This window comes from Psychromonas sp. KJ10-2, from assembly GCF_047323255.1.
In the GTDB taxonomy this organism is placed as follows: domain Bacteria; phylum Pseudomonadota; class Gammaproteobacteria; order Enterobacterales; family Psychromonadaceae; genus Psychromonas.
The window spans coordinates 3,074,750-3,088,253 of record NZ_CP178827.1; the positions used below are offsets into that span (position 1 = coordinate 3,074,750).

The 13,504-nt window shown below is 35.5% G+C and carries 15 protein-coding genes and 1 pseudogene; 14 read left to right on the top strand and 2 right to left on the bottom strand.

Translation table 11 applies throughout. The features are described 5' to 3' along the window. Positions 1 to 5: 5 nt before the first annotated feature. From ACLKL2_RS14960 to ACLKL2_RS14980, 5 genes are all read left to right on the top strand, one after another. Positions 6 to 755 carry a hypothetical protein gene (locus tag ACLKL2_RS14960; RefSeq protein ID WP_413692337.1) on the top strand — a complete coding sequence of 250 codons (750 nt, stop codon included), beginning with the start codon at positions 6 to 8 and terminating at the stop codon, positions 753 to 755. Beyond that, positions 749 to 1,177, top strand: coding sequence for a hypothetical protein (locus tag ACLKL2_RS14965; protein ID WP_413692338.1), 429 nt, complete (start codon positions 749 to 751; stop codon positions 1,175 to 1,177). The genes ACLKL2_RS14960 and ACLKL2_RS14965 overlap by 7 nt, the downstream gene beginning before the upstream one ends. A gap of 226 nt (positions 1,178 to 1,403) precedes the next feature. After that, entirely contained in the window at positions 1,404 to 1,715 is a 312-nt protein-coding gene (locus ACLKL2_RS14970; RefSeq protein ID WP_413692339.1) for a hypothetical protein, read from the top strand. 39 nt (positions 1,716 to 1,754) lie between these two features. After that, complete coding sequence (locus ACLKL2_RS14975; RefSeq protein ID WP_413692340.1) at positions 1,755 to 2,411, top strand: glycosyltransferase; 657 nt, start codon at positions 1,755 to 1,757, stop codon at positions 2,409 to 2,411. Positions 2,412 to 2,525: 114 nt separating this feature from the next. Then, entirely contained in the window at positions 2,526 to 3,848 is a 1,323-nt protein-coding gene (locus ACLKL2_RS14980) for an O-antigen ligase family protein (RefSeq protein WP_413692341.1), read from the top strand. Positions 3,849 to 3,959: 111 nt separating this feature from the next. On the opposite strand, the gene ACLKL2_RS14985 is transcribed toward ACLKL2_RS14980, so the two are convergent. Then, the gene (locus ACLKL2_RS14985) at positions 3,960 to 4,736 is read right to left on the bottom strand and encodes a choice-of-anchor Q domain-containing protein (RefSeq protein ID WP_413692342.1); all 777 of its coding nucleotides are present in this window, start codon (positions 4,734 to 4,736) and stop codon (positions 3,960 to 3,962) included. A 4-nt stretch (positions 4,737 to 4,740) separates the two neighbouring features. Further along, positions 4,741 to 5,472, bottom strand: coding sequence for a hypothetical protein (locus ACLKL2_RS14990; protein WP_413692343.1), 732 nt, complete (start codon positions 5,470 to 5,472; stop codon positions 4,741 to 4,743). A gap of 586 nt (positions 5,473 to 6,058) precedes the next feature. Between ACLKL2_RS14990 and ACLKL2_RS14995 the strand changes: the two genes are divergently transcribed. The 9 genes and pseudogenes from ACLKL2_RS14995 (at position 6,059) to ACLKL2_RS15035 (ending at position 13,496) form a co-directional block, all read left to right on the top strand. Continuing rightward, a complete protein-coding gene (locus tag ACLKL2_RS14995) occupies positions 6,059 to 6,322 on the top strand; it encodes a hypothetical protein (protein ID WP_413692344.1) in 264 nt (87 codons plus the stop codon). 71 nt (positions 6,323 to 6,393) lie between these two features. Then, positions 6,394 to 7,209 (top strand): glycosyltransferase family 4 protein, encoded by an 816-nt coding sequence (locus ACLKL2_RS15000; RefSeq protein ID WP_413692345.1) that lies wholly within the window; start codon positions 6,394 to 6,396, stop codon positions 7,207 to 7,209. Between the two features lie 79 nt (positions 7,210 to 7,288). After that, positions 7,289 to 8,566 (top strand): Vi polysaccharide biosynthesis UDP-N-acetylglucosamine C-6 dehydrogenase TviB, encoded by a 1,278-nt coding sequence (gene tviB / locus ACLKL2_RS15005; protein ID WP_413692346.1) that lies wholly within the window; start codon positions 7,289 to 7,291, stop codon positions 8,564 to 8,566. A 65-nt stretch (positions 8,567 to 8,631) separates the two neighbouring features. Beyond that, complete coding sequence (locus ACLKL2_RS15010; RefSeq protein WP_413692347.1) at positions 8,632 to 9,054, top strand: polysaccharide deacetylase family protein; 423 nt, start codon at positions 8,632 to 8,634, stop codon at positions 9,052 to 9,054. A gap of 37 nt (positions 9,055 to 9,091) precedes the next feature. After that, positions 9,092 to 9,658, top strand: coding sequence for a polysaccharide deacetylase family protein (locus ACLKL2_RS15015; protein ID WP_413692348.1), 567 nt, complete (start codon positions 9,092 to 9,094; stop codon positions 9,656 to 9,658). A 46-nt stretch (positions 9,659 to 9,704) separates the two neighbouring features. Further along, a complete protein-coding gene (locus ACLKL2_RS15020; RefSeq protein ID WP_413692349.1) occupies positions 9,705 to 10,826 on the top strand; it encodes a glycosyltransferase family 4 protein in 1,122 nt (373 codons plus the stop codon). Between the two features lie 10 nt (positions 10,827 to 10,836). Next, positions 10,837 to 11,970, top strand: coding sequence for a glycosyltransferase family 4 protein (locus ACLKL2_RS15025; protein WP_413692350.1), 1,134 nt, complete (start codon positions 10,837 to 10,839; stop codon positions 11,968 to 11,970). Between the two features lie 81 nt (positions 11,971 to 12,051). Continuing rightward, positions 12,052 to 12,794 (top strand): annotated as a pseudogene (locus ACLKL2_RS15030) (exosortase/archaeosortase family protein); the annotation flags it as partial. 54 nt (positions 12,795 to 12,848) lie between these two features. Further along, complete coding sequence (locus ACLKL2_RS15035; protein WP_413694338.1) at positions 12,849 to 13,496, top strand: exosortase C-terminal domain/associated protein EpsI; 648 nt, start codon at positions 12,849 to 12,851, stop codon at positions 13,494 to 13,496. The last annotated feature ends 8 nt before the right edge of the window (positions 13,497 to 13,504 follow it).

Sequence of the window (13,504 nt, forward strand, 5' to 3'; positions counted from 1 at the left end):
AAGCAATGCTTGCGATTTGTAGTGATCTAGATGAAACGCCTAACAAAGACATTTATTTTGAAACGGCAAAGTACCTAAATACAACTGAACAAACGTCTTTAGGAAAAGGGGTTGGTTTAGAGGTTGGAAATACTATCTATTTTGATATGCCTAACCATAATTTTTCTTATACAAATACAGATGACAACGGAAGAGATAAAATTCATCGTTTGATTGAGTCTGGTCATATTGATTGTTTACATTCATTTGGTGATTTTGTTGATGACAGATCATCAATTGAAAAGTATTGGAATATCATTCAATCAGGAAAGCGAAAAATTGAAGTGTGGGTCGACCACGCACAAGCGCCAACTAATTTAGATAACGATATTATGCAAGGTCATGGCGCTGAACAAGGCGCTACAGCTTACCACTGTGACTTGACAGTACAATCTGGTGGTTTGCCCTTCATTTGGAAAGGCAGGGTGACCAGTTGCGTTGCACAAAATACAAAACGCAGTTATCAAAGTATATTTAATAAACAGTATATTAAAGCATCGTTAAAAACTATTACGTTAGAGTTTGTTAAAGCTTGGCTTGCTCGGCTTGGAAGTCAAAAATATGCGATGCATAAAGCGAATAAAGTTCTACGCAAAACAACATTGATAGATGGTACTAAAGTTAATGAGTTTATGCGTTGTAATCCTGCATGGGGTGGCGTCTCTTGTTTTGATCAAGCACGTGGTATACATCATGTGTTAACAAAAAAATGTTAGATACATTAGTAGAAAAAGAAGGTTGCAGCGTCCTCTATAGTCACCTGGGCAAAGTACACTCTATTGAAGAACCTTTTACAAAGGAAACAAGAAAAGCCTTTGAGTTGTTAGCAGACTATCAAAATGGTAAAAAAATATTAACGACTACTACCCGCCGTCTATTAGGCTATAACCGAACAGTTGAAGAGTTAGATTTCTCTGTTAAATACATAGGCGAGGAAACCCACATCTATCTTAATACAGGTTATAGCTGGGAAGATCTTAATGGGCTGACTTGGTATGTTGATGACCCTGAACTAACTCGACTCTATATTAATGGGGTAGAACACAACCGAATAGTGATTAATAATAAGAATGATATGGAGCAAGCTAGTATTTCAATTGAGTGGGAACGACTAGTGTTTCCTAAAATGGACAATTAAAAATGGTTGATAAGAAAGTTAATGTTTTTCAACACGTTTATCGATGGGTGTTAAGGCTAATACTTATTTTGCATTATGTGTTATTAAAGCTATTCAAATTAATACCTTATAAATCTAAAAAACTAAGCAACTCACTATATTAGCAACGGGCACTTTTTATTCTGACCATTGGTTAATCACGCATTTACGTCCTATGGCTAATGCTGAGGCGTGTAAGCATTTAACCATGGTAGCATCTACTTCAGTACCCAATATAGATAAGGTTTCTGGTCTATATGCACCCAAATGGTTGAGTTCATTATTTGGAAAAGTAGGTGCGCGATTATTCTACTTTACATGGATCGCTATCACTAAGCGACCTGACGTATTAGTGGGTTTCCACCTTTTATTAAATGGTTTATTTGTGGTTGTTTTAGCAAAACTGATTGGCGCTAAATCAGTCTATATTTGTGGTGGTGGACCTAGAGAGGTCATTGGAGGGGAGTTAACACAGAAAATAGAATTTTTAACAAAATTGGACAATCAGATGACTTTATAGAAAAAATATTAGTTAAGTCAGTAAACGAGATGGATCTTGTTGTATCCATGGGAACATCAGCGATTCGTTATTTTAAAAATAAAGGTGTCTCGACAAATTTTGAAATTGTACCTGCGCGGTTTTGATAATTCTGTATTTTATCCTAAGCCTGAAGTAAAAAAGCAATACGATTTAATTCTAATAGGCCGTTTGTCTGAAGTAAAAAGAGTGGATCGATTTTTGGAATCGATACAGCTTGCCAAAAAGGAATTCCCTCAATTAAATGCAGTTATAGTTGGAGATGGGCCGGATAAAGATAAATTGCAAAAAATGGCAGCCGATTTAGGTATTGCTGATGATGTGGATTTTGCTGGGTGGCAAAATAATGTTGAATATTGGTTGCAACAATCCCGTTGTTTTGTATTAACCTCTGATTCAGAGGGGTTATCTCAAGCTCTTATACAAGCGATGATGTGTGGACTTCCTGCTATTAATTCAAATGTAGGTGATTTGGGGGATTTAATTGAAGAGGGAAGGAATGGCTACCTTGTTGATCCTCTGACTAGCGAAAGCTTTGCTATGAAATATAAAGAGATATTTGATTCGGAGGACTGTTTAGCTGAATTTTCTAAGGCTGCTTTACTCAGTAGTGAAAAATTCACCGTCTCTCAAGTGGAGCAACATTGGCAGAAAATATATGCTGTTTTGTTTAAATAAGAAATAAAGTTACTCACTATGATTCGAATTACATTACTCACCTTACTCATTGCCTATTTAAGCGTCTATGCTTGGAAGGACTGGTTTCGTGGGGCCTGTTGGTTGGTGCTTCTTATGTCTATTTTTCAGCACCCTGATATGCCGAAAGCTATTGGAGGAGTACCTGGATTAAATCACTGGAACTTTTTATTTCTAAATGTCGTTTTGTCTTGGCTTTCTAATAGAAGAAAGCAAAAGCTACTTTGGGAAATGCCTCGTAAAATTAATTTTTTATTATTTGTATATGCATTTTTTATTGTACTTAGTGTTATCCGATACCTATCAGATCGCAGTGGTGTCCTTGAATGGTATGATGTTATTAATGCCTCTCCACCTGGAGTGGTCTCTAGTATCAACGAATACTTGATTAATTGTTTTAAGTGGGTAATGCCGAGCATGATTATTTTTGATGGTTGTCGTAATCGAAAACAATATAATTTTGCATTGGGTTCTTTGGCTTTGATGTTTATTTTCTTAGCCTTTCAAGTCGTTAAAGCAATGAAGTTAGGTTCATTGACTTTAGGTGGGGATGCGCTACAACATAAAGCACTAAAGATTATTTCGGATAGTGTTGGCTTTCATCGAGTTAATATCTCGATGATGATGAGTGGTGCTTTTTGGTTAGTCTTTTGTTTAAAAGAATTAGTGAGCAGGAAGCATTACTGGCTGTTTGTTTTACCTAGTTGTTTTATGATATTCCTTGCGATGGCAATGACTGGAGGTAGAACAGGTTATGGGACTTGGGCTCTTTTAGGTTTTGTTTATTGTCTCTTTAAATGGCGTAAGTATATTATTTTAGTCCCTTTGGTATACATAGCAGTGGTTGTTTTTGCACCATCTTCAGTTGAGCGTTTGAGTTTTGGCTTCACTCCTGATGAAAATATGCAAACTCAAGAAACGAATTTCGAAGAAGATGGAGTTAATCTGTATGAAGTTACTTCTGGCCGTAATTTAGCTTGGCCATTAGTATGGGATTCCATTATTGAGGCCCCATACTTTGGTTATGGTAGAGATGCTATGGTAAACATAGGGCTTACGCTGAAAATGAGGCAGTTATATGGAGAATCTGATAGCTTTCCTCATCCTCATAACTCGTATTTACAATGGATTCAAGATAATGGCTTTATAGCGGCTTTCCCAGTATTTTTATTATATTTACTGTTCTTGAAATACTCTTGGAGTTTATTCCGTGATAAATCAAACCCTTTGTATGTAGTTACAGGAGGTGCTTCCTTTGCATTAATAGGGGCATTTTTAATTGCTTCTATAGGGAGTCAAACGTTCTACCCTAGAGAAGGAGCTGTTGGTATGTGGGTAGGAATTGCTTTGCTATTAAGGGTTTATGTTGAACGGAATAAAAAAAGAGAGGGTAAAAAGAGTTTACTTTTGGATGAATAAAACTTGAAGTACTTACTATAGGTTCCACTGGTTGAGATGATGAGATCGAACTTAAGTGCAGGTTAAACAAGATGTATAGTTCTTTAACCTGCTTTGTATTTTTCTAATCAACTAATTTGTTATATCGATGCTTAAGATTTCAGGCGCATCAGGTAAATTATATAAAGATGAATCTGATTGCCCTCCTGTAGAGCTCTCATAAGCTCCAATATCCCAAATAGTTGTATCTGTTCTTACATAGCCTAATATGTCTGAAGTGATTGATTCTCCATAAAGGTTTTCGTATCTTGTATAAGAACTAGCTTTACTGCCTTTATCTATAGCTGCTGAACTTGAAGATAAGCTATAACTTTTATCATCTAAAAAGCTTGGATCAGTATCAAGGCAACTACCCCCGTTATCATTACATTTTCCTGCAGAAACTAATGAAGTTAAATCAGTGTATGTTTTTCCATCAATATGAAGTCTCATAGGGTTATAGAAAAGGTTGTTTTCAATATCAGAGTTATCGACAGTGGTATCATCCCCTTTTAGCATTATCGCATATTGACTATTTCCTGTATAAGCGCCATCGTGTAGATTTGCTATGATATTACTCTTTATATCAGCTTCATATCCAGAAACTGCTTCATAGGCGATGCCTCTAATTGCATCTGTAATAGTATTGTTACTAATGTAAATATTACCGGTATTGTAGGCTGTAATGCCTACACCAGTTTGATAACTAGATATATCACTATGTGTTTCGCTAGCACTTTCTTTCATGCCATGGATATTATTACCCGTAATATGAACATCAAAAGCACCAGTTGATTTTATACCCGTTATACATTCAGATATATCATTGTTAATGAACCAAATCCTACTAGGGTCATAATGAACGACCATACACTCACCTGGGGAAGATGAAGATGTTCTCAATATCATAACAAGTATTACTACTAATGATTACATCATCAGCTTGTTTTATGTCTACACAGTTCTCTCTTTCGCTATAGCTTGTGTTACCCCCATAATAAAAATGATGAGCATCTACACCCCCATGAGAGTATTGAACTCCATCTCCACCATTATGGTGAGTGGTATTATATAAGTGCCATACATTATTAATATAGCTTCCAGTTTGTAAAGCATGTCGATCATTTTCTGTTTCAGATTCCGAATCACCCATATATGAGATGGTATTGTTATAGGCAATAAAACCTTCAAACTGTAAACCACTGCTACCTTTTGCAGCAATGCCTGTTGTGCCATTTGCTAATGAGCCTGTGCCCGTGATAATAGTGTTACGTACCATTATATGGTCCGTTTGCAGGTCACGATAAGGTCGAGCAGAAATCCCTTTATCCCCACTGATATTTAAATTGTCTACATATAGGTAAGTTCCATATAATACCAGAGACATTTTTATTGAGTTGCCTTCTGCACCAACTACCCAAACAGGCTCAGACTCAGTTCCTTCCGATTTAAGATAAATTGTACTAGTGTATTCATATGGCCCACCATGTATCTCAACATACGAACCAGCCGCCATTGAAGAAGGGAATCGACACCTAGGCTCACTTTCAGAACCATAAGTGACTTTAGTTGAGCAGCTCGCATCTGAAGCATCAATATAGTACATATCAGTTATTTCAGATGTCCAATCTGAAGGGGAGTGGGGGCTGATACATCAGGCGATATCCAAGCTTCAGGTATACCAAGAGGATATTCAAAAGCAAAGCTTATTGCTGGAAATGTTAATAGATAACATGATATATATTTTGATAGACTGTTCATCTTTGCTCCATGCGTAAATACTCTTATAGATTGTTTTTTTTAATAAGTTTAATTGTCCTTAAAATGATTATAGAAGTAATTTGAATAAATCATAGTTTTCCAAATAAAAAGCAAAGTATTGTTGCTCTATTTTAAGTCATTAGTTAATAAATTTTATTTTAAATTAAAGCTTAATTACTATTAAGTGTATGTATTATATGCAACATATACTTTTAGCCTTTTAGATGATTTAAATACACCATTTACTTTTAATTTATATATTTATAGGTATTTTTTGTTTCTCTAAACATATTAAAATTAGCTCACCTAGCATTGTTACAGCTAATAGTTATTTTTTCATAATCACATAATATTTAATTTTTTAGAATTTATATGTTTTCTTGTGATGTAAAATCGTTAAATGATACTCTTTTATTAATAGGTAGGCCATTTTGAATAATGTTATAAATATTGTCCATTACTGGGGAGGTTTTCCTATTACTCCTACTTCTAAATGGTTGAGAACGCTAAAGCTAATTGAAAAATGTAATGCTAATGGGATGAATAATTGGCTGGTTTTATCTAAGAAACCGGAAGACGTTCATTTGATTGAACCGATGATTGAAGCTGGTTGTACAATTGTTTATTTACCAAGGTCAACAAAAAGTTTTGATTTTGGATGCATTTATCGAACGTTTATATTTTTAAAAAAATAAAGTGCGATATTTTTCATTGTCATAATGATCATACGAGTCCAATTATCGGAGCATTCCTTGCTAATGTAAGAGTGAAAATCTGGTCTAAATTATCAATGTCAGCTGCTTATGAGAAAAATGTAAAACTGACAGGTATTCGTAAGGTTATGCCGAGTACAAGAGTTACCTGCTGGTGTGCAGATAAAGTGTTTGCAATAAGTGATGCCGTTAAGAAAGAGGTCTCTGAGCAAATCGGTTTTGAAAATAAAATTAAGGTTATCCATGCGCCTGTACCTGTTGAAAAATACTTATCAGCAACAGGTGTTGGTATACGTGAAGAGTTTAAATTTAAAGATAGTGACCTTGTGCTAGTTTCTGTTGGGCACTTTGCAGAAGTAAAAGGTTGGGATATAAGTGTTCAAGCTTTTGTGGAAGTACGTAAAAAAATACCACAGGCAAAGCTATTACTTGTTGGGAAAACAACATCTCAATCCTTTTATAATAAAATAGTCACCTTAATTAAAGTTAATGACTTGCAAGGTAGTGTTGTTTTCGCTGGTAATAGAAGTGATATTCCAAATATTTTAAAGGCTAGCGATATATTTATTTTTCCATCTAGGTCAGAAGGGGCTGGAGCTGCATTAATAGAAGCAATGGCTGCAGGAATTCCTTGTATTGGAACAAATACAGGAGGAATTCCAGGTATTATAGAAGATGGAGTGAATGGTTTTCTGTTCGAGCGTGAGAATGTCAGCGACTTATCTAAGAAAATACTAGATTTAATTATAGACTCAGAATTAAAAATACAATTTTGTACTGCAGCAGAAGAAAAGTTAGTTAATTTTACAATAGAAAGTTATGTTGAAGGGATATTCAATCAATATCAAGCTTTGCTATTAAATCGCTAAATTTATTATTCCATATGTTTTTTACAAGGTTAATAAAAGTTATGTGTATAACTCATATTAACAGGAAGGAAATTAAAAAGTGCTTGATACGTCTACTACAAAAATTGCAATTATTGGACTTGGTTATGTTGGTTTACCACTTGCGGTTGAGTTTGGCAAAAAATTTAATACGCTAGGCTTTGATATTGATTCTGAAAGGGTAATTGCTTTATCTAAAGGGGTTGACTCAACATTAGAGTGTACTTCACAAGAATTAAGTGAATCCCCTCACTTAATTTATAGCTCATCACATACCGACTTAAAAAACGCTAATATTTATATTATCACGGTTCCTACTCCTGTAGATAAAGATAAACAACCTGATCTCTCTCCGTTAATAAGAGCTAGTGAAATGTTAGGAGAAGTAGTAAGCCGTGGAGACATTATTATTTATGAGTCGACCGTCTACCCGAGAGCGACTGAAGAAGATTGTATACCTGTCGTTGAAAGAGTATCTGGTTTAACTTTTAATAAAGATTTCTTTGCTGGATATAGCCCCGAGCGAATTAATCCTGGGGATAAGGAACATAGAGTCACTAATATTCTCAAAGTAACAGCTGGTTCAACACCTGAAGTTGCTGAAATTGTCGATGATCTTTATAAAACGATTATTACTGCAGGTACTCATAAAGCTAGCTCTATTAAAGTAGCGGAAGCTGCTAAGGTAATTGAAAACACGCAAAGAGATATCAATATTGCATTGATTAATGAGTTTTCTATTATTTTTAATAAGCTAGGTATTGATACATTAGATGTATTAGAAGCAGCAGGAACTAAATGGAATTTTCTTCCTTTTAGACCTGGTTTGGTAGGTGGGCATTGTATTGGTGTTGATCCATATTATTTGACGCATAAAGCTGAATCTGCAGGGTATTATCCAGATATGATACTTGCGGGGCGACGTATAAATGATGGTATGGGGGACTTTGTTGTTTCAAGACTTGTAAAAGAGATGCTAAAGAAAAGAATTCATATCAGAGATGCCAAAGTTTTATTAATGGGATTAACTTTTAAAGAAAATTGCCCTGATTTAAGAAATACTAAAGTGGTTGATATTATTAAAGGTTTAAAAGAATATGATATTACCCCTGATATCTATGACCCATGGTGTTCACCTGAGTCGGCATTCGAAGAATATAATATAACATTAACTGAAGGCCCCAAAAAAGGCAGATATGACGCCATTATTATTGCTGTTGCTCATGAGCAATTTAAAAAAATGGGGGCTGATGAAATTAGACAATTAGGTAAAAAAGAACATGTTCTTTATGATTTGAAGTATATTTTACCAAAAGAAGATGTGGATATTAGGTTATAGAATATCTAAATCTAACGGTAAATTTTCATGGTGAGCTTTTATAGAAGTAAATATGATTTGATATTATGAAACTTAAAAACATTATAAAAATTAGTTTTATCAAAGCTCTATATTACTCAGGTTTTTTAAAGCTTCTTCACCACAAAAATCGTCATAAAATTTGTGTGTTAATGGTACATGGTGTCATGGACCCTGATACCAAAACTGTTTGGTCTCCATTGCGTAAGCAACTTTCCGTTAAAGAATTTGACCGAACGCTAAAGATGCTTTCCCAGCATTATCATTTTATTACCGTACAGCAATCTATCGATATCTTAAGTGATAAAATTCCACCTATTGATAATGCTTTATTGATTACATTTGATGATGGTTACCGTAATAATATTGATTATGCGCTGCCTATTTGTGAAAAATACGATATTAAGCCAGTTATATTTGTTGTAACGAATCACGTTAATTCAGGGCTTCCTTTTGGTTTGACCGTCTAGATTATGCTTTGCAGCAGAATATGGGGAGGTTCTTTCTTTGACCCATAAAGATGATGTTTATACATTTGATGCAACAAGCCGCGATGCCTTGGTTGGTAGTTATAAAAAGTTTCGGGATATTTGCAAGGATAAATTTAGTGATGATATTGAGCTTAATTACTTATTTGATTCTTTATGTGACACCTTAGAAGAGCGTTCAGGATCTGCTTTAAAAGATATTTGTCATGAAGATGATTGGTCTGCGGTTGTTTCATGGGACATTTTAAAAAAATTGACCTCTGATAATCGTATTGATGTTGCTAGTCATACTCAGGATCATTTACGCTTAGATTGTTTAATAGAAAGCAAAATATTATCACAGTTAAAGCAATCAAAAGTCTGTATTGAAAAGGAATTAGCAGTCAAATGTGATTATTTTTGTTATCCTAATGGCAATTATAATAAGCTTTCTAAGCAACTAGTAAAAGAAGTTGGTTATCAAGCTGCATTTTCAACGGATGTTGGATTATGTCAATCAAAGGATGATTTAATGACATTAAAACGCTTTAATTTTCCTGCACATAAAACAATTCCTGAACTGTTATTCCTGCTTAATACGAAATAATGATTATCTCGTTTTATCTATTTTATTGTTAGGGTTGTAAATTATCATGCTAAATATTTGTCTCGTGTCTCATTTTGCTTATGGTGCTGTTACTGGTGGAAGTCAGGGGTCAATAGGTGGTGTAGAAAGACAAACGAGCTTGATGGCAAAGTGGTTAGTGGCAAAAGGTCACAAAGTATCTTTGTTAACTTGGGCAGAAGGCAGTGATCAAGATGAAGTCATAGACGGCATTCATGTTATTAAAATATGTCGTCAAAATGCAGGTTTAAAAGGACTTCGTTTTTTCCACCCTCGTTGGACGGGGTTAATTGCTGCCATGAAACGTGCTGATGCTGATGTTTATTATCAAAACTGTGGTGAATATATAACGGGTCAAGTTGCCCTATGGTGCAAGCAGAATAATAAAAAATTTTTATACTCTTTAGCTAATGATTCTGATGCAGATTATAATTTACCAGTAATGAATACCTATCGAGAAAGGATCTTGTATCGTTATGGTTTGAACAATGCAGATTATATTTTATCGCAAACTAAAAAACAGATGAACTCTCTAAAGTCGGGTTTTAAACTTAATTCTGAGATCATGCCTATGCCATGTCCAGGCCCTCGTCATGATGAATATGAACAAATTATATTAAACCAACAATCTCCCTCCATTTTATGGGCCGCTAGGATCCATGAAAGTAAGCGTTTAGAGTTATTCTTAGAGGTAGCAAAGAGCTTACCTGAATATGACTTTATTGTTGGAGGTAGCCCTCAACAAGAAGACGCTTATTTTAAAAGTGTTTTAAACACAATGAATAGTCTCGACAATGTAACCTATCTGGGGATGGTTGCTCGTGCAGACATGCCGAACTTATACCGCAGTGCAAGCGTATTTTGTTGTTCATCGGTTTATGAAGGGTTTCCTAATACCTTTTTAGAGGCATGGAGCCAAGGAGTGCCTATTGTTTCTACCTTTGACCCAGACCACTTGATCAGAGACCGTCAGCTAGGCTTTGATGCCGTCACAAAAGACGACTTAGTCTCGGGTATTAAAAAGCTCTGTTCGAATCCTGAGTTATGGCAACAATACTCTAACAATGCACGTGAATATTATGTAAAGAATCACTCTGTTGAACAAGTAATGGAACGTTTCGAAGCTATTTTCAGTGAATTGTCAAAGTAAGGTGGGAATAATGCCAATAAAATTAGCGTTTGTTACACAGTTTCCTATTGATATAGACAGGCCGCACGGTGGAGTTGAAGCCGTCAGTGTTAATTTAGTTCCTGCGTTGGCAGCTTATTCTGAATTTGAATTACATGTCATCACCTTGTGCCCTGATACTATAACCGAGTCTACTGAAAAGCTTGAAAATACAACCATTCATCGAATTCCCAAACCTGCTGGAAGTGAGCTAATCAATGCATTAAAGAAAGGTAAACAGTTAATCGAAGGTAAGGTTAAAGAAATATCCCCTGATTTAATTCATGCGCATGATACTTATGGCATTATGGTTAAAGATTTAAATATGCCTAAAGTATTTACCGTCCATGGGTTTATTTATGGTGATACGTTATTAGCGAACGGGAAGTTTAATGTATTGCGCTCTAAAATCTGGAAAATAATAGAAAAATCCAGTTGGCGTAAGCAACCCAATATAATTTCCATTAGCCCTTATGTGAGAGAACGATTAACCGGTGTCACCAAAGCACATATTTTTGATATAGATAATCCTATCTCTGAGCTGTTTTTTGATTTAACAAGAGAACCTCGCAAGAATGTGATCTTTACTTCAGCGGTGATTTCACCTCGTAAAAACGTAATACAGCTAGTTAAAGCAGTTAAAATACTTGTTGATAGAGGTGTTGAGGTTGAATTAAGAATTGCTGGTGGTGTTGTTGATCAAGATTATGCATCGCAATTAATGGAATTTATTGCGTTAAATAACTTACAACAAAGAGTCATACTTTTAGGGCGAATCTCAACACAAGAGGTTCAGGCTGAATTATGTCAGGCAGCTATTTATGGCTTAGTTTCTTTGGAAGAAAACTCCCCTATGGGCATTGAAGAAGCGATGGCGGTGGGTGTGCCAGTAGTAACTTCGAATCGTTGCGGCATGCCATATATGGTCAAACATGGTGAAACAGGTTATCTAATTAACCCTTTTGATGAATACAATATCGCGAGCAAATGTGAGTTAATTTTAAATGATTCTAAACTGGCTAGGAAAATGCACCTTAAAGCTAAACAACTAGCGAGAGATCTCTACCATGTTGAAAAGGTAGCTGCACGCACGATTGCTGTATATAACGAAGTGCTAGCGCCGTGAACACAATTCAATTATACCAAGCTTTTGTAGGGGCTTATTTTGTTTAAAAAGATTTCAGTACAAAGCTTGTTTACTATCTCATTGATTATTCTATTTGCTGTAAACACACTTGTTTTACTCACTATCTTCGACGAATGGAACAGTGATGGACCCTATAGTCACGGATTTTTAGGGATTATTGTCGTGGTGTATGTTTTTTATCTCCAGCGACATCGTTTACAAGCAACTAATTTATCCAAAGGGCATTACAGTCTGGCTTTAGTCTGTCTGGTGTCTAGTCTATTTGTTTTCTTAGTGGCATTATTATCCAGTATCCAACAATTACAGCAATTAGCTTTTTATAGCACTCTCGTTTCCTTGTTTTTTGTTTTTATGGTTGGAAAATGTTGCGAGCTTTTTTCATCCCCTTATTGATGCTGTTATTGATAATGCCAGTTTGGAACATGCTGCAATTGCCTTTGCGTGAGCTGTCAACTCAAGCTGGAGTGTGGGGACCTGAGTTACTAGGCATTGCCGTAGACCGTGACCATTATAGATTATCGACAGCGGGTGGTATGTTCGATGTTGACCCAGCTTGTTCTGGTTTAGGCTTTTTTATGGTCGCGGCGTTACTGGCGTTTTGTGTAAGCTACTTTAATAAGTTGTCCACTAAAAGAACCTTAAATTTTTTAATTATTAGTTTAGCGATTGCTATTATTGCCAACTGGTTAAGGGTGATGATTATCATCGTAGTGGGCACATATACTGAGATGAATCATTTCATCGTACATGATCACCTCACCTTTGGATGGATTGTGTTTGCTGTTTGTTTAATTCCACTTATCTATATTGCCCGTACTTTTTTTGAAGAAAGACCTGAAGATGAGAGCCAAGAGCTTATTCAGCCTGAAACTAGTGATGAGTCTTCTTTGAATAAAAAACAGGCGTCTATTACTTTAATTGTTTTAATTACTTTTGTGGTAGCTTCTTACTGGATCCCGTCTCGATATGATGAAAATTATGCTTTTGTTGAACCAAGCTTAGATAATTATCAATTAGTCAGTCGTGATAAACCCTACAGCCCAAGCTGGAAACCTTATTCACAAGGCGCCACTCAAGAGCGATTCTCCTATTACATTGATAAGTCATTAGGTTTTCAGGTTTATCTAGCTGATTACTATAAACAAGAGCAAGCTAGCGAAATGATCTTTGTAGAAAATTACCTGTTTGATGAAGACTTTTGGACAGAAATAGCAGAGAAAAAATTAGCAGTGCCGGACTCTTCAAGTTTGTCACAAGCGAACTTAGTGGTATTAAAAAGATCGGCACACAGGTACCGTTTGGTTGCATCTTGGTATGTCATTAATGAGACCGTCACTAGCGATAAAAAAATGGCTAAATTAGCGGAAGTTAAAGCGGCGTTAATAGGGAAACCTGGGGCTACTCTAGTCGCAGTTAGTTTTGACTTTGACGGTGAAAATCAAGCAATGGCTGAACAACAATTAAGTGAGTTTATTGACACTTATCTTAATTCAAATCAATCTTAATTTTAGGT